This is a genomic window from Geomonas oryzae, assembly GCF_004117875.1.
Classification (GTDB): domain Bacteria; phylum Desulfobacterota; class Desulfuromonadia; order Geobacterales; family Geobacteraceae; genus Geomonas; species Geomonas oryzae.
The window spans coordinates 362,859-382,708 of the sequence record NZ_RAHW01000003.1 but is presented as its reverse complement, the minus strand read 5'-3'; the positions used below and the strand labels follow the sequence as shown (position 1 = coordinate 382,708).

Below are 19,850 nucleotides of genomic sequence, written 5' to 3'. Positions count from 1 at the left end.
ATGAGCTGCCTACACCTATCGTCCGTATTGTCGGAGACTTGAGTGTATACGATAAAATAAGTAAGGAAAAAATGTGCAAGCGATGAAGAGAAGCGGTTTTATTTCAGACGGTCCTTGTTTTATGAGAGTAACTGCAACGGCTTGAACAGAAATGGGGTCAGATGAGGGCGGCGAGCTGGTCGATCAGGGGGAGCTGGCTGGGAAGGATTTTCTCTCTTGCGGCGGCGAAGTCGAACCAGCCTGCGCGGTCGACCTCGGGGAAGGTGGCTTCTTTTCCGGAGCGGGGCGGCCACTCCATGGTGAAGGTGTTGCTGATGATTGATTCCGGATCGCAGTCCCCGGCGAAAGCCCATGCCTTCACCAGTTTCCCCCCCGCCTGTTTGATCTCGGAAAGTTCAAGAAACGGTCCCGTTGCCTCCAGTCCGGTTTCCTCGAGGAATTCGCGTCGCGCCGCCTCAAGGGGGGCTTCTCCTTCCGGGTACTCACCTTTGGGGATGCACCAGGCGCCCGTGTCCTTTTTCGCCCAGAACGGACCGCCGGGGTGCACGAGGAGCAGTTCCGCCTTTCCTTCGCGGACGCGGTACATGATCAGTCCGGCGCTTCGCTTGGCCACCGGCTAGAGCGCTTGTCCGCGCGGCAACTGCCAACCTTTGACGATGGCGGTTACCCTGATGGCGATCACGGTGAGGGCCGAGACGGTCAGGTTTACGGGAGTGGGGACGGCGGTGTGGTGCAGGAAATAGAAGAGGGCGCCCCCCACAACGCAGGCCGAAGCGTAGATCTCGCGCTGCAGGATGAGCGGGATTTCGTTGCTCAGGGTGTCGCGCACGAGCCCGCCGCAGGTCGCCGTCATGACCCCCATGATGATCGCACCCATGAGCCCCAGGTTGAAATGGAGCGCCTTGGATGTGCCGATGACGAGGAAGGTGCCAAGACCGAGTGCGTCCAGAAGGAGCATGGCCCGGTTCATCTTCTCGAAGCTCGTGGGGGTCATGAAGACGATCACCGAGGCGGCGACGGCGAGATAGAGGTAGAGTTCGTTTTTGAAGCAGAAGGGAGGGGTGTCGTTCAACAGCACGTCGCGGATGACGCCGCCGCCGGTGGCGGTGACGATGCCTAAGACGATGACGCCGAGAAGGTCCATGCCCCGGCGCACGCCGGCAAGTGCGCCGGAGGCGGCGAAGGCGACGGTCCCCAGGAGGTCGAGGGCGTAGATGATCGCTTGCTGGTCCATGTAAAGAGCGGTTCTCCTTCGGAATTAACGGCGCTGCGCTTGGGGCTACTCCTCTGTCTCCTCGTCATGCTGACTGGGCGCCTGGTAGTCCTCGACGTCATGCCAGAAACGGTGCTGCAGCTCCTTCATGAGCGGCTCGAGGCTCTTTCGGTCCGAGGCGCTTATGGTGATCGCGCCGTACTTGCGCGTCAGCTGCCGAACCTTCATGAAGGCGAGGGGATCCCCCTTTTTCAGCTCGGGGAGGAGATCCATCTTGTTGAAGACGAGCAGCATCGGCTTCTGGCTCAATTCCAGCTCGGCCAGGATGGTGTTCACCTGGTTGATCTGTTCCTCCATGCGCGGGTTCGAGCAGTCGACGAGATGGATCAGAAGATCCGCGTCCTTCAGCTCCTCCAGGGTCGCCTTGAAGGCGCCCATGAGCGACTTGGGGAGGCTCCTTATGAAACCGACCGTGTCGGTGATGATCACCTCGCGGTCCATCGGGAAGCGCAGGCGGCGCGATGAGGTGTCCAGGGTGGCGAAGAGCAGGTCCTCGGTGAACACCTCGCTCTTCGTCATCGTGTTCAGCAGGGTCGACTTGCCCGCGTTCGTGTACCCCACGATGGAGATGATGGGGATCCCCGCCTTCACCCGTTTCTGGCGCCGCTGGTAGCGTCCGTTGGAGAGCTCCTTCAGCTCGCGCTCGAGGTGCGCGATCCGGTCGCGGATGCGGCGGCGGTCGATCTCCAGCTTGGTCTCGCCGGGGCCGCGCCCGCCGATCCCCCCCATGAGCCGCGACATCTGCACGCCGCGCCCGGAAAGCCTGGGCATCAGGTATTTCAGCTGGGCGAGTTCCACCTGGACCTTGCCGTCCTGCGTCGTGGCGCGCCGGGCGAAGATGTCGAGGATGAGCTGGCTGCGGTCGATGACTTTGAGCTCGGTGAGCTCCGAGATGGAGCGTACCTGGGTCGGGGAGAGCTCCTGGTCGAAGACGAGCATGGTCGCGCCGAACTGCAGCGCCTTTATGACCACCTCGCGGATCTTCCCTTCGCCCAAGAGGTAGCGCGGGTTGAATTCCTTTGGGCGCTGGATGACGGTATCGAGGACGCCGACCCCGGCGGTGCGGGCGAGCTCCTTCAGCTCTTCTATGGAGTCGACCGCCTCCTCGAGCGGGCGCTGGGTGACCGAGATGAGGATGCCGCGCTCCTCGCCTGTCCCCACCACCGTTCCTTCCTTCAGACCGCGCTCCATGGTCTGTTCCAGGGTCTCCACGAAGCTGCGGAAATCGAGGTCGAACTTCTGGAAGGGGACCGAGGCCTCCACGTGATAGGGGAGGGTGCCGCCGTTGGGCGGGGTGAGCGCCGCGGTCTGGATGGAGAAGCGGTCCGCGTTCTGGGTGAGCTGCAGTGCGGCGATCAGGTCCAGTCTTAAAAGCGAGAGGTCGGTCAAGTCATCGTCGGTGAGCGTTTCGCCCTTGAGGTGCGTGTGCACGAGGCGCACCCCGCGCAGAAGCCTTCTGCCGAGCGGGTACTCGTCCAGGGCGGGGATCATGATGCCCCGCTCGTCCCCGACCACCACATAGGCGACCTCGCCGATGCGGCTGATGAGGATGGCCAACTGGCGCCGGATCTCCAGCGAGATGTCGGAGAGCTCGCGGGCCAGTTCCAGCGAGATCACCTCGCCCGGCTTGACCCGGCGGCGGTACAGCCTCTCCAGCCTCTTAACCTGGCTCGGTTTCAGTCCTGTCAGATTACCGTGCAGTCCTTTGATGGCGCGCCTCCGCTACAGTCCGATGATGTTGTAGCCGCAGTCGACGAAATGGATCTCGCCGGTGACCCCGCTTGCGAGCGGGCTGGCGAGGTAAAGGACGGCGTTGCCGACCTCCTCCTGGGAGATGTTGCGCCTAAGCGGCGCTTTTTCCGCGACGTGACCGGCGATCTGGCCGAAGCCGCCGATGCCGGCGGAGGCGAGCGTCCTGAGCGGTCCGGCGGAGACGCCGTTCACCCTGGTCCCTTCCGGGCCCATCGCCTCGGCTAAGTAGCGCACCGTCGCCTCGAGGGCCGCCTTGGCCACCCCCATGACGTTGTAGCTCGGAAACACCTTCTGGGCGCCGTAGTAGGTCATGGCGACGATGCTGCCGTCGCGCCCCTGCATGAGCGGAGCCGCTTCGCGCGCCATGGCGACCAGCGAGTAGGTGCTGACGTCGAGCGCGGTTTGGAAGCCCTCGCGGGTGGTGTTGAGGAAGGAGCCTTTCAGTTCGTCCTTGTTTGCGAAGGCGACGGAGTGGACCAGGATGTCGAGCCCCCCCCATGCCTCGCGAATCTCGCCGAACAGGCGGGAAAGTTCCTCATCGCTGCGCACATCGCAGGGAAGAACCAGTTTGCACTCAAGTTTTTCCGCGAGCGGCATCACCCTTTTGGCGACCGCTTCGCCCGCGTAGGCGAGGGCTATTTCGGCTCCCTCGCGGTGCATCGCCTCCGCCGTGGCCCAGGCGATGCTTTTGTCGTTGGCGACCCCGAAGATGAGCGCCTTTTTCCCTTCCAGTAAACCCATGAAATCTCCTTGCAATATCGCGGGCAGATTAGATTGCTCTAGTCTGCGGGCGAACGTATAGCGGCCCATAATAATGAAAAAAGCGGGGGTTGGCAAGCGATATGACCGTTTCTTAAGGAAGCCGCGGCGGAAGCGTTGCCGCTGTGGACACGGCTTGGTGCGTGCGCTCCCTCCCCCGCTTGCGGAGCGAAGCCCTGCGGTGGGCGAAGTTCCGGAGGGGGAGGGTTGGGGGGGGGGAAGCGGGGACTGGCTCCGGCAGGTGCCTGTCCCCTTGGGAGTGGTAAGTGACTGCCCGCCAGCTGCTACAGTTGCCTGTTGATCGAATCCTCATCCTTCTCGATGGTCACCTCGCGGGTCTCCCTGACGGACTGCTCGATCGATTTCAGGCGTCGGTCCATATCTTCAAGCATGGCGACGGCGCGGTCAACCCGCCCCTTGATGTTGAAGATCACGAAGGGGAGGATGAACCAGATCACGACCAGGAAGAAGCCGATGATGCTCATCATCATCATGAATCCGCCGAAGATTTCCATAGGACCCCCGTTTAGGAAGGGATGGTGCTGCATTGTGCTTGCTCCAGAGCCCGGGCGAGCTGGTCCGGACAGGATGTGTCGCCCTGGCAGGCGATCCCCTTGAGGCGCTCGATGGCCTCGGTCACCGCCATGCCGCGAACGAGCGCGGCCACCGCCTGGGTGTTGCCGGCGCAGCCGTCCACGAAATGGGTCGAGACGATGACGCCGTCTTCGATCTCTATGTCTATGCGGGAAGCGCAGCTCCCGGAAGTCTTGTAGCTAACCTTCATCTTTGTTGCTCTCCTTTTCCAGTGTTTCATTCAAACTCTGAGACGATGTATCTGCACCCGCGTTTGTCCACTAACCCTCTCCCTCTGGGAGAGGGTTAGGGTGAGGGCGTCGGCAGCTACAATTTTTCACTCCGGCTGCGGAGGGGGACAGGCACCTGCGGAGCCAGTCCCCTTCCAGGGGCGCACCCGGCCATATATGCCTAACTTTGGTGAAAAGTCAATCGGGGATAGAGAGCGCTTCGGCAAGGGTGAGCCGTTCCGGGCCCGGATGTTCCTGTAAATATAGCGCGTTGACCGTAGCAAGCATGGTGTTAAGCCGCTCCAGGTCGATGACCGCACTCCCGGGGATGCTTTCCAGCCCCTGGAAGTTTTCGGGGCAGAAGTCGATCGACCTCTCGCCTTCGCGTTCGAGCAGAAGCGGCAGGCCGTGGGTGCGGCAGATGATCGGGCGTGCGTGATAGAGAAGACAGAGGCCTTCGTGGAGCAGCGGGCAAGGGGAGTTCTCGTCGGAGAGTGCGGCCTTCGAGTGGATCAGCGCGGCTTTTTCCGGGGGAAGCTCACGGAGCGCTTCTCTGAGCGCGGCGGCCTCGACGGCGAAGATGGAGAGATGGCGGCAGCAGGCGTCGCATCCGGCGCGGCAGGCGATATGCGCGCCCAGGGCGGTGAAGGTGCGATCGCATAGCTCGTCCACGCGTGCGACCAGCACGCGGTAGTTCTCGAGTCCTGTCATGCTACTCGGCGCCGCGCAGGCTCTTGCTGAAATCTTCCATGAGCTGCTTGTTCAGGTAGAAATAGGGCTTTTCGATGGTGCCGCTGAAGCCGAAGCTCTGGTAATTCATCATCACCGGGTCGTCGGTCCGGCCGCTGGAGACGTACCCCTTGGCGTTCGGGTCGATGTCCAGCAGAAGTTTCATCGCCTCCTGCCCCCCCATGCCGCCGGGGATGTTGAGATCCAGGATCACGGCTGCGAAGGCGTCACCGGACTGGTGCCGTTCGCGGTACAGTTCCACGGCCTGCGCCCCGTCATTGGCGAACTCGACTTCAAACCCGTAACGTTTGAGAGTTTCGCCCGCGACGAATCTCACCATCTCATCGTCGTCCATTACAAGTACTTTGGCCGCTCGCGTTTCATTTCCCATAGTAAGTTACCTTGGTTAGCCCGTTGTTAAGATGGCGGAGACGTGCTATTAATCTATAGCCGGTATGTTAGGAACTGGCAAGCGACTTTTTTAATAAAGCTATCAAATCTGCTGAAGGAGAACGACATGGCCAAGGTGAAGTCGCCGGTGACCGCCGCCATCAGGGTTTTGCGGCAGGCCGGGGTGTCATTCGGCGAGCACCCGTATCAATACGAAGAGAAGGGGGGCACCGCCGTCTCGGCGCGTGAACTCGGCGTGGAGGAACACTGCGTCATCAAGACCCTCATCATGGAAGACGAGAGCAAGGCCCCGTTGGTCGTGCTGATGCACGGCGATCGCCAGGTCTCGACCAAGGAGCTGGCGCGGGCAATCGGCGCCAAGAGCGTCGCTCCGTGCACCCCGGACACCGCCAATCGCCATTCCGGGTACATGGTAGGGGGAACCTCCCCCTTCGGAACCCGGAAGCAGATGCCGGTCTACGTCGAGGAGACGATCCTCGAACTGCCGCTTATCTATATAAATGGCGGACACCGCGGGTTCCTCGTCTCCATGCCTCCCGCCGAACTTGTGCGGGTGCTGAAACCGGTAACGGTAAAGGTGGGGATCTAACCGTGAAAGGCGATCTCGCCGCAGCCTTCCAGGAAGGTGCCGCGCTGCTCGCCGCTGCCCAGGCCTTGGTGGTCACCGCCGGGGCCGGCATGGGAGTCGATTCGGGACTCCCTGATTTCCGGGGCGACACCGGTTTCTGGCGCGCCTATCCACTTTACGAGCGTCTCGGCATCAGTTTCGTCGATGCCGCCAACCCCGATCACTTCGAACACGATCCCTCCTTCGGGTGGGGCTTTTACGGGCACCGCACCAACCTCTACCGGGACACCGTCCCGCACGCCGGTTTCGGACTGCTCCTCGAATGGGCCGCGCGTTACCGGCTCGATCTCTTCGTCGCCACCTCCAACGTGGACGGACAGTTCCAGAAGGCGGGCTTTGCCGAAGAGAACATCCTGGAATTCCACGGCTCCATCCACCACCTGCAGTGCACCCGTCCCTGCTCGGAGCGCATCTGGGACAACCGCGAGGCGTTCCGCATCGACGCAGCAACCATGCGCTCGGACCACGTCCCGCTTTGCCCCCGCTGCGGCAGCGCCGCGCGTCCGAACATCCTCATGTTCGGCGACTACGCCTGGGTAGAGGAGCGCACGAGACGTCAGCAGGAACGCTTCCGGCAGTTTTTATCCCGCCAATCGGGAAGGCGCATCGTCGTCGTGGAACTGGGGGCCGGTACCGCGATCCCCACCGTGCGTGCCGCGAGCGAGCGGATCGGCGCGCTTTCCGGCGCACGCGTCATCCGCATCAACCCGCGCGAGCCGCAGATCCAAAGGCCTCACCTCTCGCTTCCCTGCGGGGCGCTCGAAGGACTCGCCGGTATCGAGCAAGCGCTGAGCTGCGCGGACGTCTGAACCTTACTTCCCTTTTGTGAAGGTTCTTCTGGAAATTCCGGGGAAGCAGGGTGACCGTTTCCACGAAGCGGAGCAGCAGGCGTTATGTCCCCCCCTTTGCGAAGGGGGGACAGGGGGGATTTGCTCTCGTCGGCGGCCCCTCATCTTAATCGATCATCCTTTTCGTTTCTGCCGCTCAAGTCTCCTTTTTCCGTATACGCCCGCCACAAAAAACCCTTGCGTTTTAAATTCTTAGTTGTTAGTATGCACATTTTTTAGGCAGACAAGGAAGTTTTAAGATATGCAAAAGACGGTGGCCATCGGCTCCCTTACCTTGAAGAATCGGGTATTTCTGGCCCCCATGGCCGGCATCACCAACCTTCCCATGCGCATCATCGCGCGCGGTGAGGGGGCTTCGCTTACCTTCACCGAGATGGTCAGCGTGAACGGCCTAACCCGTGAAGGGCAAAAGAGTTTCGAACTGTTGAAGACCACTCCCGAGGACCGTCCCATCGGGATGCAGCTCTTCGGCGATGAACCCGAGATGCTGGCCGAGGCCGCGCGTCTGGTCGAGGGGTACGGCGAGCTGATCGACATCAACATGGGGTGTCCGGTCAAGAAGGTCGTCGGCACGGGGGCCGGCAGCGCGCTCATGAAGGACCCGCTCAAGGTGGCGCGCATCGTGAAAAGCGTGCGCAAGGCGACCGCGCTTCCCTTCACCATCAAGATCCGCACCGGCTGGGTCTGCGGCGATGACACCTTCCTCGAGGTCGGCAGGATCGCTCAGGAAGAGGGGTGCGACGCCATCACCCTGCACCCTAGAAGCCGGGCACAGATGTTCGAAGGAACGGCCAACTGGGACAAGATCGGCGAGCTTAAAAGCGCCGTCACCATTCCGGTGATCGGCAGCGGCGACCTCTTCAGCGCGGACGACGTGGTCCGCATGCTTGAAACGACCGGCTGCGACGCGGTCATGGTGGCCCGCGGCGCCATGGGAAACCCGTGGCTCTTTCGCGAGGCACTCGCACTTCTGGCCGGTGAAGAGCCGTCGCCGCCGACGGTGGCGGAACGGCTCGCGCTGGCACGCAGGCACTTTGAACTCTTCGCCGAGTTCGCAGGGGGCAGAGTGGCCCTTATGGAGATGCGCAAGCATCTGTCGTGGTACTCCAAGGGGCTTCCGGGCGCCGCGCAGTTCCGTGCTGCGGTGAACCGGATCGAAAGCGCTGCCGAACTTGTCGGGGCGATGGAGGAGTTCTTTGATGGCTGAGCGGCTGGAGAACTATTACGCTAACGTGGTCGACAGCGTGGGCGACGGCGTCATCGTGCTGGACAACACCGGCGCGGTGACCCTCATGAATCCCGCTGCGGAGGAACTGGCCGGCGTCTCGAAGCGCCAGGCGATGGGGAACCTCTTCAGCGATATTTTCAAGGATGACGCCGCCCTGAACGAACTGGTGGCGAAGACGGTGGCGACCGGGATGTCCGTCGCCGACCATGAGAACATCGTGCTGAAGCGCTCCGGGAGGGTGACCCCGGTAGGAACGAGCACCTCTCCGCTTTTGAGCTCATGCGGCGAGAGGATCGGCACCGTCGTTCTCTTGCGTGACCTGACCAACGTGAGGGAGCTTGAGAGCGCGGTGCGCCAGGCGGACCGACTTTCGTCCCTGGGGGCCCTGGCCGCGGGACTTGCCCACGAGATCAAGAACCCGCTCGGCGGCATCAAGGGGGCGGCCCAGCTTCTCGAGATGGAGTTTCCCGACAACGAGGACCTGCGCGAATACGTGCGGGTCATGCTGAAGGAAGTGCATCGCGTCAACCTGATCGTCGAGGAGCTTCTGGGACTTGCCTCGCCGGGACGGCTGAAACTCGGGAAGGTGAACCTGCACCGGGTGCTCTCCGACATCGTGCTGCTGCAGAAAAACGCCTGCGAGGGGAAGGAACTCTACCTGCAGCAGTATTTCGACCCGAGCATCCCCCCGATTCTGGGCGACGAGTCCCTGCTTACCCAGCTCTTCCTGAACCTGATCAAGAACGCGATGGAGGCCGTCGGGACCGGCGGCGTGGTGAAGGTAACCAGCCGTGTCCTTGCCGACTACGCCATGACCCAGAAGGGAGAGCGGCGTGCGCGCATGGTCGCCATCGACATCTCCGACAACGGCCCCGGCATTCCGCCGGACGTCCTGAAGGACATGTTCACCCCGTTTTTCACGACCAAGTCGCAGGGGACCGGTCTGGGGCTCGCCATCTGCCAGAAGATCGTCTCCGAGCACCGCGGCATGATCCGGGTCGATTCCGATCCCGCGCGCGGCACCGTCTTCACCGTGATGCTGCCGCTCATACAATAACGGCCATACAATAACGGCTGTTCTACGTTCTATGTTCTACGTTCTACGTTGGGGGCAAAGAGGCTTCTCACGGACTTAGGACCTTGGTCATATGAGCGAAGATCGGCAATTTCATACTCAAACGTCCTGTGCTCTACCGAAGTTTGAAGCAGCGCCGCTTCAAGGTTTCAACTTAGAACGTAGAACATAGAACGTAGAACGGTTTCTAGGAGTTTCCATGTCCATCAACAACATACTCGTGGCCGATGACGAAGAGAGCATGCGCTGGGTCCTTTCCAAGGCCCTGAAAAAGAAAGGCTTCAACGTCGAGCTCGCAAAGGACGGCAACGAGGCGCTCAAGCTCATCAAGGACAACAACTACGACCTGGCGCTCCTCGACATCAAGATGCCCGGAGTGACCGGCCTCGAGCTTTTGGACCGGGTCAAGGAGGAGCGCGCCGACCTCATGGTGGTGATCATGACCGCGGAAGCGAGCATGAAAAACGCCGTCGAGGCGATGAAGCGCGGCGCCTACGACTACCTTACCAAGCCCTTCGACCTGAGCGTCGTCGACGCGGTGGTGGAGAAGGTGAGCCGGGCCCGCGAGATGACCTCCCAGGTCTCCCTCCTTAAGGAAGAACTCGCGGACCGCTACCAGCTCGAGAAGACCATCATCGGCAACTCCCCCGCCATGCGCGACGTCTACAAGACCATCGGCAAGGTGGCACCCTCCGACGTCACCGTGCTGGTGCAGGGGGAATCGGGGACCGGCAAGGAACTCATCGCCCGCGCCATTCACTACAACTCGAAGCGGCTGGGCAAGCCGTTCGTGCCGCTCAACTGCGCCGCCATCCCGAAGGAACTTCTGGAGAGCGAGCTCTTCGGTTTCGAGAAAGGGGCCTTCACCGGCGCCACCGAGCGCAAGCTCGGCAAGTTCGAACAGGCCAACGGCGGGACCATCTTCCTCGACGAGATCGGCGATATGCCGATCGACCTGCAGGCGAAGATCCTCAGGGTGCTGCAGGAGCGCGAGATCACCAGGACCGGCGGCAACCAGAGCATCCCGGTCGACGTGCGCGTCGTGGCGGCGACCAACCAGGACCTCGAGGAGTGCGTCCGGAACAAGCAGTTCCGCGAGGACCTCTACTACCGCCTCAACGTGATCCCGATCCAGCTCGTGCCGCTGCGTGACCGCAAGGAGGACATCCCGCTCCTCGTGCAGTACTTCCTGAACAAGATCTGCGCGGAGCTTGAGGCACCGCTCAAGCGCTGCTCCTCCGACGCCGTAAAGCTTCTCACCGGCTACAACTGGCCCGGCAACATCCGCGAGCTGGAAAACACCATCAAGAGGGCCGTGATCCTCTCGCCGGACCCGCTGCTGGTCGCCTCGGATTTCCCGGGGCTCAGGAGCCGTCCGAGCGAAGGGAAGGGGGAAGAGCTGTCGCTTGAAGGGATCGTCGATCTGAAGCTGCGCACCTGTTTCACCAACATGGAGAAGATGGAAAGCGGCGACGTGCACGCCATGGTGCTGGAGCAGGTGGAGCGCCCGCTGATCCGTTTCGTGCTGGAGAAGACGCGCGGCAACCAGGTGAAGGCCGCCGACATCCTCGGCATAAACCGCAACACCCTGAGAAAGAAGATCACCGAGCTCGGTATCGAACTGCGCAAGGATTAGGAATAAAGAGTAACCTCAACCTCAACCCGCTTAAAGGAGGCTGCCGTGACCCTTATGGAGAGATTCTTTCTGGAGAAAGAGAGCGCACAACTCGTAGTCGTGGACGTACAGGACAAGCTCTGCCGTGCCATGGACGAGAAGGTGCTCGGGAAGCTGACCGGCAACATCTCGATCCTGCTCGACGCGGCGGCCGAACTGGGGATTCCAGCCCTTGCCACCGAGCAGTACGTGAAGGGGCTGGGGGAGACCGTTCCCACTCTCAAGGAGAAGCTTTGCACCCCGAGCCTGGAGAAGATGACTTTTTCCTGCTGCGGCGGGGAGGGGTTCCTCGAGACGCTGGAAAAAAACGGCAGGCGCCAGATCATCCTGACCGGGATGGAGACGCACGTCTGCGTGCTGCAGACCGCCCTCGAACTCTTGTCGCGCGGCTACGTGGTGCACCTCGTTGTGGACGCGGTGATGAGCCGCAAAAAGCAGAACTGGGAGATCGCGCTGCAGACCATGACCCAGGCAGGCGCGGTGATGACCTCCACCGAATCGGTCCTCTTCCAGCTTTTGCGCGTGGCGGGCACCGAGGAGTTCAAGAAGCTTTCTAAGCTCGTGCGGTAGGCGGCAGCGTGCTGACGTAGTGGTCGATCCGCTGCCGGTCGAGTTCGGAGATGTCCACGAACTGGATGCCGAACCCCTCGTCGATAGTCGATTTCTTGCGGGCTTTCGTGGTGTTGAGCCAGGCGACGCGTCCCTTTGCCTGGACGATGGTCCCCACCGGCTCGGGAAGAACGAAGATCAGCTCCAGCATGGTGTCCAGCTCGAGGTCCACGTCGGCGGCCAGGTAGAGGCCGTTTTGGCTCAGGTTGATGCAGTAGCCGGAGAGGGTGAGGTTGAAGGCGCGGAACTTGACGTTGATGCGGCAGCTTCCCCTCCTGTCGCGTCGGTCCACGGCGGGGAGCAGCTTGCGGGCCGCCTCGAGAAAAATCATGCGATCCAGCGGTTTGGTGACTACATCGTCGCACCCTGCCTGAAGGCAGAGCTGACGATCGGCCTCCTTCCCTTCAGCGGCGATGAGAATCACCGGATTGGAGAGATGGGGGTCTTTTTTTATGGCGCGGCAGCACTCGGCACCGTCCATGACCGGCATGTGCAGGTCGAGGACCACCAGGTCCGGATGCTCCTGGCGGCAGATGCGCAGGGCCTCCTCGCCGTTTCTGGCCGTGGAGATGTCGACCGCGGAGAGGGAGAGAAATTCCTTCTCGAGTTCCAGGAACATGCTTACGTCGTCGACCAGCAGGACCTTGTGCGCCACGTGTGCTCCTTGTTCAGGTACAGGGGGATGTAAAGGTGCAGTCGTAATAGCCTGCGGAGGCTTCTATATCCCCTCTCCCTCCGGGAGAGGGTTAGGGTGAGGGCGACTGCGGCTGCGATTTCTCACTTTGTGGCAACACCCTCACCCGCCCTTTGGGCACCCTCTCCCGCAGGGAGAGGGGACCAGGGGGAAGATCTTGCAAATTACTTTGTTGCCAGTACCTTAGCGATCACGTCGTGGTTCAGCCAGAAGACCGGCGCCTTCGGATCCCACGAGCTGTTGAACATGAGTGCCCCTACGCCGGTGAAGACGGCGCGGGAGAGGACGGCACAGACGATCTCCTTCGGGTCGGCGTTCATGCCGATGAGCTCCGCCGAGGTGTTCAGCATGTACTCCTGTTGCTCCGGGCTGTTGTGCTGCGGCCAGTTGTCGAAATCGCGGGTGCTGGTGACGAGCTCGGAGGTGAGGTAGGTGTTGGCGATCTCCAGCAGTTCGTCGACGGTGGTTCCCTCACGCAGCAGGGACTGGCACTCCGCGACGACCGAGTCTACCCCTTCGTTTCTGAGCGCGCCCATGAGGGGATAGAGGGAGTTCTCCACGCCGAGGAAAAGTGCGCTCGAGTTGGTGAGGATTTCCGGGCAGTTGTACACGGTCGCCTTGATACCCTTCTCCCACGCCTCGATGGCGATGTCTTCCAGGCGGATCTTGGCCCACCCCTGCAGGTACGGGGTGTAGGACTGCCAGGTGCTGACGCCGTCGATGAGGACCGCGGTGCCGTGGTAGCCGTACGCCGCGTAGTGGACCGGGAACTTCTCCCTGAGCCCGGCGGTCGCGTCGATCAGGTAGCGGAAGGTGTCGGCGGTCACCTCGTTGAAGCTCGCGTCGCACAGTTTACCCATGTCGGAGTTCCAGAACGCCTCGGAGGAGAGGAAGCGGTCGCCCTGTCCCTTGAAGAGCTTGTTCAGGATCGGCATGAAGACGCGGGCGCGCGGGATGCCGCCGGCCATGGTGTGCACCACGAGCAGGTTGCTGCCGGCCGGAATCATCTTCTCGAGTTCCGCGATGACTGCCTTCAGGTTGTTGCAGAAACGCTCGGTCCCTTTCTCTTTGGAGTAGGCGAGCTCTGCCTGATCGAGCTTGACCGAAGCGAAGTCGTCCGGTTTGACCCCCTTGAAGCGGTCCACCGGTGCCACGCCGTCCTTGCCCGGCTCCATGTCGAAGCCGGCCTCAAGCGGGATGTTGATGATCTTGCCGCCGAGGTTTTCCTCGGCCGTCGCCAGTTCCTCCGCGTTGAGCGCGCGCAGCGTGTTGTCCGCGTCGCGGCGCCCCACGGTTGCGCCGATGATGGTCATCCCCTTGGACTTCGCCTCTTCGACGATGCCGTTTGCGTAGCCGCGGCCGAACAGCTCGCCGCAAAGAAACAGTACGTCCCCTTCCTTGAATCCGGCCGTTGCCGGTACCTCGGTCATTGCATGGTATCTGCTCATGTAGTTCCCTTTCTCCCTGTGGAATACACCTTCCCCCCGGAGGGGGAGGCTTGGAGGGGGGATCGAACCGTGCGACCACTCCCCCTCCCTGACCCTCCCCATGCGGGGGAGGGCGCTGACTTATAGACTAATATTCTTCGCGATTGCTGAGGTTCTCGAAGCGGGTGAACTCGCCGCGGAAGGCGAGATCGACCGTGCCGATCGGACCGCTTCTGTGCTTTCCGATGATGATCTCCGCCTTACCTTTCAGGTCCTCGTTCTCCTTGTCGTAGACCTCGCCGCGATACACGAACATGATGATGTCGGCGTCCTGCTCGATGGCGCCCGACTCCCTCAAGTCGCTCATCATCGGGCGCTTGTCGGTTCTCTGCTCCAATCCACGGTTCAACTGGGAAAGGGCGATCACCGGGATGCTCAACTCCTTGGCGAGACCCTTGAGCGAGCGGGATATTTCCGATATCTCCTGCTGGCGCGATTCGCTGTTTGCGCCGCCGCGCATGAGCTGCAGGTAGTCGATCACGATGATGCCGATATCGTGCTCGGCCTTCAAGCGCCTCGCCTTGGAGCGGAGCTCCATGACCGAGATGGAAGGGGTGTCGTCGATGAAGATCTTGGAGTTGTGCAAGAGCCCGGCACCCTTGATCAGCTTGGGCCAGTCGTTCTCCTGAAGGTGTCCCGAGCGCAGACGGGTGAGGTCGACGCGCGAGGCGGAGCACAAAAGCCTCTCCACCAGCTGCTCCTTGGGCATCTCCAGCGAGAAGATCGCGGCGGGGTACTTCTTCTTGTCCGCGTCCACCGAAGCGTACTGGGCGACGTTGAGGGCGAAGGTGGTCTTACCCATCGCAGGGCGCCCCGCGATGATGACGAGGTCGCCGGCGTGGAAACCGGCGGTCAGCTTGTCCAGATCGGTGTACCCGGTCGGGACGCCGGTGACGAGTTCCTTCTTCTCGTAAAGAAGCTCGATGTTCTTGATGGTGTCCTTGAGGATGTCGCTGACCTTGTAGTACGAGGGCTTCAGCTTGTTCTCGCCGATCTCGAAGATCACCTTCTGCGCCGTGTCGAGGAGGCTTTCAACCTCGACCTTGTCCTCGAATCCCTGGCTGACGATGTCGGTCGCCGCGGTGATCAGCTTGCGCGTGATGAACTTCTCCTTCACGATCTTGCAGTAGTAGGAGATGTTCGCCGCCATGGGGACGAAGTCGACCAGGGTGGCGAGATATGCACCGCCTCCCACCTCGTCGAGTTCACCCTTCTTGCGCAGTATGGTGGTCAGCGTGATCAGGTCGCAAGGCTCGCCGCGCTCGTTCAGCTCGATCATGGCACGCATGATCTTTCTGTGGCTCTCCCGGTACAACTCTTCCGGGGTGAGCACCTCTAGCACGCGGTTGATCGCCTCGTTATCCACCAGGATGCCGCCCAGGATGGACATTTCGGCTTCGATGCTCTGGGGGGGCAGTTTTCTCATGTCAGCTTGGTTCATGCAGGTCCTCAAAAACAAAAAGCAAACCCCAGTCTCCCCTCTCCCCCCGGGAGAGGGTCAGGGTGAGGGCGTCGGCAGATGCGATCTACTCACTTCAAGTCACTGCCCTTCAAGGGATGTGGCCAGACTTTCGACCCGGTTAGGCCCAAAGGCGGAATACTACCTGTTAGCGACGCTTGGGTCAACAAAATTAATGGTTTGCGACAGGTTTGTCGTGGCGGTTTCGCAAGCTATTACGGCGGGTTGCGGTCAGACTCCGCACTCCTTCAGGAAGGCGAGCGATTTAAGTTCCCGATCGAGGTGCAGGTCGATGGCGGGGTTCAGGAGAAGGTCCGCCTCGCGCAGGAGAGGATCCGGAAAGACGACGGCGCCGAAGCGCCCGGTCTGCATGGCGCGGGCGAGGAGCGAGGCGGTCTCCTCGGAAACGCCCCTGACGCGCAGGTCGGGCTGGTATCCGAGGATCTTGAGGAGGTTCACCGCGAAAAAGCGCCGGTCGGAAGGGGAGGCCGGGGCTTCGTTCAGCCGTTCCAGGTAGCAGTAAAGCAGGCGGAAAAGGCGCGGGCTCGGCTCGTCTTCCGGGGTGAGGCGTTCGACCAGTTCGCAGGCGTAGGCGGCGCAGCCGATCCTGTTGAGGTCGGCGCGGATGCCGGAGAAGACGTCGAGGATGTCCGCGCTGGAGAGGGTGGCGAGGCCGGTTCCCGTGTGCAGTTGGAGTTTCAAGTGTGCGAACGGCTCGAGGGCGCCGGCGAAGCGTTTCTTGCTCCGTTTCGCCCCGCGCGCCACCCCCTGCATCTTCCCGTGTTCCAGGGTGAACAAGGTGACGATGCGGTCCGCCTCCCCGAAGTCGGTGAGGCGCAGCACTATCCCTTCAGCCTCGGTGTTTTTCATCGCGGGGAAAGTAACATGCGGTGGATGGGGTAGTCAATGGGCTCATACACCTCCCCCTGGAGGGGGGAGGTCGGGAGGGGGGAAGGGCAGGGGGCCAAGACGACAGCTTCCCCCTCCCCAGCCCTCCCCCTCCAGGGGAGGGAGGTACGGTGCCTACTGCCCGCGCATGTTCAAACGGTGCATCAAGATTCCCAGATAACGGTTCAGCGGGTGACTCCTCGGGAGCGACTTGATGGGAGGGGTCCCGCGGGTGCCGCACCGGGCGAGTTCGGAGAGGAATTCCTGCCCGCCCCCCATCTGCACCCCCTTGCGCAGCGTCTCGAGCCCCTGTCCCTTTTCACCGTTCAGGATCTGGATGCGCCCTAGGTTCAGGCGGATGCGCAGGTTATCCGGATCGTCGCGCAGCGCCTTTTCCGCGAGTTTCTGCGCCGCGGGGAGGTCCCCTCCGCTTTTCGCCTGACTGAAGGCGAGATCGGAGGCGGTCTCCGGGGAGTCTTCGATCGCCTGGGCCTGCCCAAAGCAGCAGCGCGCAAGAAAGTAGAGCCGGCGGTTCAGCGCCTCGACACCCTTGCTGCGCAACTCCTCGACATCGCCGCCTTGTTCGAAACGATCCACCTTCTCCATGACAAGGAAGGTGGTCGGTGGCGTTCCGTCAGTGAACTCCTCGCGGTGCAGCTCGGCGAACGTGCATGGGGGCTGCGGGAAGTGCACGTCCCCCTCGTAACGGCCGTGCACCACGGTGAGGTAGATCCGCTGGCAAAGGGGAAGCGCCTCCCTGAAGACCGCTTCCCCCCCGCAGATGAAGAGTTCCTCGTCCCCGTCGGCGGCGGCGATCCCCTCCTGCAGCGTGCGGGCGACGATGACCCCTTCGACCTTCCCCATGTGCCTGCTCACCACGATGTTCCTGCGCCCCTCCAGGGGATGACCTATCGATTCGAAGGTCTTTCTCCCCATGAGGACAGCGTGCCCCATGGTCAGGTTGCGGAAACGTGCGAGGTCGGCGGGGATGTCCCACGGGAGCTTTCCGTTGACACCGATCACCCTGTTGTCCGACATGGCCGCGATGATGGAGATGATCATGGGACCTCCGGTGCTGCTTGAGTCGTCTTAGCGAAGCGTCACCACGGTCACGCCGTCGCCACCCTCGAAACGCTCGCCGGTGCGGAAGGATGAGACGAGGGGATGGCCGGAAAGGTATTCCCGTACCCCCTTCATGAGCGCGCCGGTACCCTTGCCGTGCACCACGCGCACCTCCGACATCCTCTCGAGCGAGGCGTGATTCAGGAAGGGCTCGAGTTCACCGATTGCCTCCTCCACACGCCTGCCGAGGAGGTTGATGCTGGACGCCGTCTCGGCCTGCTCCGCTTCTTTTCTCTCGCGCTGCTTTCGTACCTTCTTCGGCTCTTTTCCTTTGGGCTTTAACAGCGAAACCATGGCTACGTCGAGCTCCATGCTCCCGGCCCGCACGCGCACGCGCTCGCCGCGGCGGTCCACGGAGACGATGGTGGCATCGCAGTTGAGCGGCTTGACGAAGAGGACGTCTCCGGCTGCGATGGCGTCGGGATCGACGCTCTCCTCCGGGTGCAGGCGGTCGAGAGCCTCCTCCACCTCGCGCGCCGCCTGGTCGAGCTTTTCCTTCGCCTCGCGCGCCTTCGCCCTTTTCGCCTGGTCCATGAGGGCGGCAACCTCCCGCCTCGTCTTCGCGATGATCTCCTGCGCTTCCAGAAGCCCTTTTTCGCGGGCGTCCTGCACGAGTTTTGCCGCCTCGTCGCGCCGGTCCACGAGGTTTCGCTCGGATGCGGCCAGTTTCTCCTCGCGTTCATCGAGTTCGCGCAGGGTCCGCTCCAACTGCTCGCGCTTCCCCTTGAGGTCGCGCAACAGCGCGTGGAAGTCGGCCTCCATGGTGCCGATCATCCCGCGGGCGAAGGCCACCACCCGCTCGGGGAGACCGTAGCGGCTGGCGATCTCGAGCGCGTGCGACTCGCCCGGCTCTCCAACGACGAGACGGTAAAGCGGCGCGAGCCGGTCGCGGTCGAAGGCCATGGCGGCGTTCACCATTCCCTCCTCGCGCTGCACGAAGCCGATGATCTCGGTTAAGTGCGTGGTGGCGACTACGAGTGCCCCCTTGTCGTGCAGCTCTTTCAGCACGGCGCAGGCGATCGCCGCCCCCTGTCCCGGCTCGGTGCCGGTCCCGAGTTCGTCCAGAAGGATCAGGGTGCCGCGGTCGGCGCCCTGCAAGATGCTCGATATCTTGGAGATGTGGGCGGAGAAGGTGGAAAGGCTCTCCTCGATGGACTGCTCGTCGCCGATGTCGACCAGGATCTTTTGCACAAGCGGCAGCACCGTACCGGGAAGGGCGGGGACCGGCATGCCGCAAAGCGCCATCACGCTCAGAAGTCCGGCGGTCTTGATGGCGATGGTCTTGCCGCCCGTGTTAGGGCCGGTGACGACCATGACGCTGTTATCGGAGGCGAGTTCCAGGTCGAGGGGCACCACATCCTTCCCCATCAGGGTGAGAATCGGGTGGCGCGCCGACTTGAGCAGGATCCCCGGCGTCTCGGCGATGACCGGCGTCTCGCACCTTAATTTGTCGCTCAAGGTCGCGATGCAGTTGAGGATGTCAAGCTGCACCAGCGCCTGGAACTGCTCGAGCAGTTCCTCGGCATCCTCGCGGATCCAGTCGCAGATCTGGCGCACGATGCGGATCTCCTCGGCGCGCTCGTCGGCCACCAGGTTCTCGAGTTCGTTGGCGAGGCCGATGATTTCGAGCGGTTCCATGAAGGCGGTCTCGCCCGAATTCGAGACGTCGTGCACGACCCCCGGCACCATCCCCTTGGAGTCCATGCGCACCGGGATGACCCAGCGCCCGGACCTCTGGGTGATGAAGTCGTCCTGCAAAAAGATCGCGGTGTGCCGCTCCCGCACGATCTCCTCCAGACGCCGCTTGATGCGCGCGGTGAGCCCCTTCTTCTTCGAGCGAATGTCGGAGAGCAGCGTCGACGCGGTGTCGAGGATCTCCCCCTCCTCGTTCACCGTATGCTCCAGGGGCTCCAAAAGATCGGGGAAGCCGCTGATGGAGCCGGCCGCGGCGGTAAGGAACGGCACGTCGTTTCTGAAGGCAAGCTGCTTCGATATCGCCGCCATGACGCGCAGGGTAGGGATGAAGCGCTGCAGCGCGATCGGGGCGATGACCGCCCCTTTCGGACGCACCGCCTTCACCTGCGGCGTGATGTCCTCGAAGGGGGCGAGCTTCAGTGCGATGCCTTGCCTGGTCAGCCTGCGGATCTCTTCCACGAGTCCCAGGCGCTCCTCTATGGCGCGGCGATCGGAGAGGGGGGTGACGGAAGAAACGCCTACGTGCGAGGCTTCGCAGTGGGCAAAGGCGGCGGCGGTATCGAGGATCTTGTCGAATTCCAGCCGCTTGAGGGTGTCCTTGTCGATCATGTACATAACTCCGGGTAGATAACAGGCAAAGGCCAAGGGGGTGAGCAGCGGCGCTTCTGCCTCCTTGGCCTCTTGCAGATTTTGTTGATGTGCCGGCCTTTTTAAT

General features: G+C 62.2%; 20 protein-coding genes. 6 read left to right on the top strand and 14 right to left on the bottom strand.

Annotation, left to right across the window (positions count from 1 at the left end; all coding sequences use genetic code 11):
* Nucleotides 1-157: 157 nt before the first annotated feature.
* The 8 genes from D6Z24_RS09975 to D6Z24_RS09940 all read right to left on the bottom strand — a co-directional run bounded on the left by D6Z24_RS09975 (nucleotide 158) and on the right by D6Z24_RS09940 (nucleotide 5,671).
* Nucleotides 158-613, bottom strand: a complete 456-nt coding sequence (locus D6Z24_RS09975; RefSeq protein WP_129126431.1) for an NUDIX domain-containing protein — start codon at nucleotides 611-613, stop codon at nucleotides 158-160.
* A gap of 3 nt (nucleotides 614-616) precedes the next feature.
* Nucleotides 617-1,234: a trimeric intracellular cation channel family protein gene (locus D6Z24_RS09970; RefSeq protein ID WP_129126430.1), complete on the bottom strand. Its 618-nt coding sequence runs from the start codon at nucleotides 1,232-1,234 to the stop codon at nucleotides 617-619.
* 45 nt (nucleotides 1,235-1,279) lie between these two features.
* The gene (hflX, locus tag D6Z24_RS09965) at nucleotides 1,280-2,953 is read right to left on the bottom strand and encodes a GTPase HflX (protein ID WP_129126429.1); all 1,674 of its coding nucleotides are present in this window, start codon (nucleotides 2,951-2,953) and stop codon (nucleotides 1,280-1,282) included.
* A 42-nt stretch (nucleotides 2,954-2,995) separates the two neighbouring features.
* On the bottom strand, nucleotides 2,996-3,766 hold the full coding sequence (locus D6Z24_RS09960) for an enoyl-ACP reductase FabI (protein ID WP_129126428.1): 771 nt from the start codon (nucleotides 3,764-3,766) through the stop codon (nucleotides 2,996-2,998).
* Nucleotides 3,767-4,068: 302 nt separating this feature from the next.
* Nucleotides 4,069-4,299: a hypothetical protein gene (locus D6Z24_RS09955; protein ID WP_129126427.1), complete on the bottom strand. Its 231-nt coding sequence runs from the start codon at nucleotides 4,297-4,299 to the stop codon at nucleotides 4,069-4,071.
* Nucleotides 4,300-4,310: 11 nt separating this feature from the next.
* Nucleotides 4,311-4,568: a TIGR03905 family TSCPD domain-containing protein gene (locus tag D6Z24_RS09950; protein ID WP_129126426.1), complete on the bottom strand. Its 258-nt coding sequence runs from the start codon at nucleotides 4,566-4,568 to the stop codon at nucleotides 4,311-4,313.
* A 217-nt stretch (nucleotides 4,569-4,785) separates the two neighbouring features.
* On the bottom strand, nucleotides 4,786-5,298 hold the full coding sequence (locus D6Z24_RS09945; RefSeq protein ID WP_129126425.1) for a YkgJ family cysteine cluster protein: 513 nt from the start codon (nucleotides 5,296-5,298) through the stop codon (nucleotides 4,786-4,788).
* Nucleotide 5,299: 1 nt separating this feature from the next.
* A complete protein-coding gene (locus D6Z24_RS09940; RefSeq protein ID WP_281275025.1) occupies nucleotides 5,300-5,671 on the bottom strand; it encodes a response regulator in 372 nt (123 codons plus the stop codon).
* Between the two features lie 162 nt (nucleotides 5,672-5,833).
* Between D6Z24_RS09940 and ybaK the strand changes: the two genes are divergently transcribed.
* The 6 genes from ybaK (at nucleotide 5,834) to D6Z24_RS09910 (ending at nucleotide 11,751) form a co-directional block, all read left to right on the top strand.
* A complete protein-coding gene (ybaK, locus tag D6Z24_RS09935) occupies nucleotides 5,834-6,316 on the top strand; it encodes a Cys-tRNA(Pro) deacylase (RefSeq protein WP_129126423.1) in 483 nt (160 codons plus the stop codon).
* A gap of 2 nt (nucleotides 6,317-6,318) precedes the next feature.
* Nucleotides 6,319-7,164 carry an SIR2 family NAD-dependent protein deacylase gene (locus D6Z24_RS09930; protein WP_129126422.1) on the top strand — a complete coding sequence of 282 codons (846 nt, stop codon included), beginning with the start codon at nucleotides 6,319-6,321 and terminating at the stop codon, nucleotides 7,162-7,164.
* A gap of 280 nt (nucleotides 7,165-7,444) precedes the next feature.
* Complete coding sequence (dusB, locus tag D6Z24_RS09925; protein ID WP_129126421.1) at nucleotides 7,445-8,410, top strand: tRNA dihydrouridine synthase DusB; 966 nt, start codon at nucleotides 7,445-7,447, stop codon at nucleotides 8,408-8,410.
* Entirely contained in the window at nucleotides 8,403-9,488 is a 1,086-nt protein-coding gene (locus D6Z24_RS09920; protein ID WP_129126420.1) for a two-component system sensor histidine kinase NtrB, read from the top strand. The genes dusB and D6Z24_RS09920 overlap by 8 nt, the downstream gene beginning before the upstream one ends.
* A 217-nt stretch (nucleotides 9,489-9,705) precedes the next feature.
* Nucleotides 9,706-11,142, top strand: coding sequence for a sigma-54-dependent transcriptional regulator (locus D6Z24_RS09915; protein ID WP_129126419.1), 1,437 nt, complete (start codon nucleotides 9,706-9,708; stop codon nucleotides 11,140-11,142).
* Nucleotides 11,143-11,187: 45 nt separating this feature from the next.
* On the top strand, nucleotides 11,188-11,751 hold the full coding sequence (locus tag D6Z24_RS09910; protein ID WP_129126418.1) for a hydrolase: 564 nt from the start codon (nucleotides 11,188-11,190) through the stop codon (nucleotides 11,749-11,751).
* Here the strand turns inward: D6Z24_RS09910 and D6Z24_RS09905 are convergent.
* The 6 genes from D6Z24_RS09905 to D6Z24_RS09880 form a co-directional block, all read right to left on the bottom strand.
* Nucleotides 11,735-12,445: a response regulator gene (locus D6Z24_RS09905; protein ID WP_129126417.1), complete on the bottom strand. Its 711-nt coding sequence runs from the start codon at nucleotides 12,443-12,445 to the stop codon at nucleotides 11,735-11,737. The genes D6Z24_RS09910 and D6Z24_RS09905 overlap by 17 nt on opposite strands.
* Nucleotides 12,446-12,648: 203 nt before the next feature.
* A complete protein-coding gene (locus D6Z24_RS09900) occupies nucleotides 12,649-13,932 on the bottom strand; it encodes an enoyl ACP reductase FabMG family protein (RefSeq protein ID WP_129126416.1) in 1,284 nt (427 codons plus the stop codon).
* A 127-nt stretch (nucleotides 13,933-14,059) separates the two neighbouring features.
* Nucleotides 14,060-15,412, bottom strand: coding sequence for a replicative DNA helicase (gene dnaB, locus D6Z24_RS09895; RefSeq protein ID WP_129126415.1), 1,353 nt, complete (start codon nucleotides 15,410-15,412; stop codon nucleotides 14,060-14,062).
* A 249-nt stretch (nucleotides 15,413-15,661) separates the two neighbouring features.
* Nucleotides 15,662-16,300 (bottom strand): DNA repair protein RecO, encoded by a 639-nt coding sequence (gene recO, locus D6Z24_RS09890; RefSeq protein WP_129126414.1) that lies wholly within the window; start codon nucleotides 16,298-16,300, stop codon nucleotides 15,662-15,664.
* Nucleotides 16,301-16,453: 153 nt separating this feature from the next.
* The gene (locus D6Z24_RS09885) at nucleotides 16,454-17,380 is read right to left on the bottom strand and encodes a dihydrofolate reductase (RefSeq protein WP_129126413.1); all 927 of its coding nucleotides are present in this window, start codon (nucleotides 17,378-17,380) and stop codon (nucleotides 16,454-16,456) included.
* Between the two features lie 27 nt (nucleotides 17,381-17,407).
* On the bottom strand, nucleotides 17,408-19,744 hold the full coding sequence (locus tag D6Z24_RS09880) for an endonuclease MutS2 (protein ID WP_129126412.1): 2,337 nt from the start codon (nucleotides 19,742-19,744) through the stop codon (nucleotides 17,408-17,410).
* Nucleotides 19,745-19,850: the final 106 nt, after the last annotated feature.

Bases quoted from the DNA above. Each gene is read 5' to 3' on its own strand.
- ybaK (WP_129126423.1), top strand. From the start codon at position 5,834: ATGGCCAAGGTGAAGTCGCCGGTGACCGCCGCCATCAGGGTTTTGCGG.
- D6Z24_RS09900 (WP_129126416.1), bottom strand. From the start codon at position 13,932: ATGAGCAGATACCATGCAATGACCGAGGTACCGGCAACGGCCGGATTC.
- D6Z24_RS09955 (WP_129126427.1), bottom strand. From the start codon at position 4,299: ATGGAAATCTTCGGCGGATTCATGATGATGATGAGCATCATCGGCTTC.
- dnaB (WP_129126415.1), bottom strand. From the start codon at position 15,412: ATGAACCAAGCTGACATGAGAAAACTGCCCCCCCAGAGCATCGAAGCC.
- D6Z24_RS09950 (WP_129126426.1), bottom strand. From the start codon at position 4,568: ATGAAGGTTAGCTACAAGACTTCCGGGAGCTGCGCTTCCCGCATAGAC.
- D6Z24_RS09940 (WP_281275025.1), bottom strand. From the start codon at position 5,671: ATGGACGACGATGAGATGGTGAGATTCGTCGCGGGCGAAACTCTCAAA.
- D6Z24_RS09915 (WP_129126419.1), top strand. From the start codon at position 9,706: ATGTCCATCAACAACATACTCGTGGCCGATGACGAAGAGAGCATGCGC.
- D6Z24_RS09945 (WP_129126425.1), bottom strand. From the start codon at position 5,298: ATGACAGGACTCGAGAACTACCGCGTGCTGGTCGCACGCGTGGACGAG.
- D6Z24_RS09885 (WP_129126413.1), bottom strand. From the start codon at position 17,380: ATGATCATCTCCATCATCGCGGCCATGTCGGACAACAGGGTGATCGGT.
- D6Z24_RS09970 (WP_129126430.1), bottom strand. From the start codon at position 1,234: ATGGACCAGCAAGCGATCATCTACGCCCTCGACCTCCTGGGGACCGTC.
- recO (WP_129126414.1), bottom strand. From the start codon at position 16,300: ATGAAAAACACCGAGGCTGAAGGGATAGTGCTGCGCCTCACCGACTTC.
- D6Z24_RS09880 (WP_129126412.1), bottom strand. From the start codon at position 19,744: ATGATCGACAAGGACACCCTCAAGCGGCTGGAATTCGACAAGATCCTC.
- D6Z24_RS09960 (WP_129126428.1), bottom strand. From the start codon at position 3,766: ATGGGTTTACTGGAAGGGAAAAAGGCGCTCATCTTCGGGGTCGCCAAC.
- D6Z24_RS09920 (WP_129126420.1), top strand. From the start codon at position 8,403: ATGGCTGAGCGGCTGGAGAACTATTACGCTAACGTGGTCGACAGCGTG.
- dusB (WP_129126421.1), top strand. From the start codon at position 7,445: ATGCAAAAGACGGTGGCCATCGGCTCCCTTACCTTGAAGAATCGGGTA.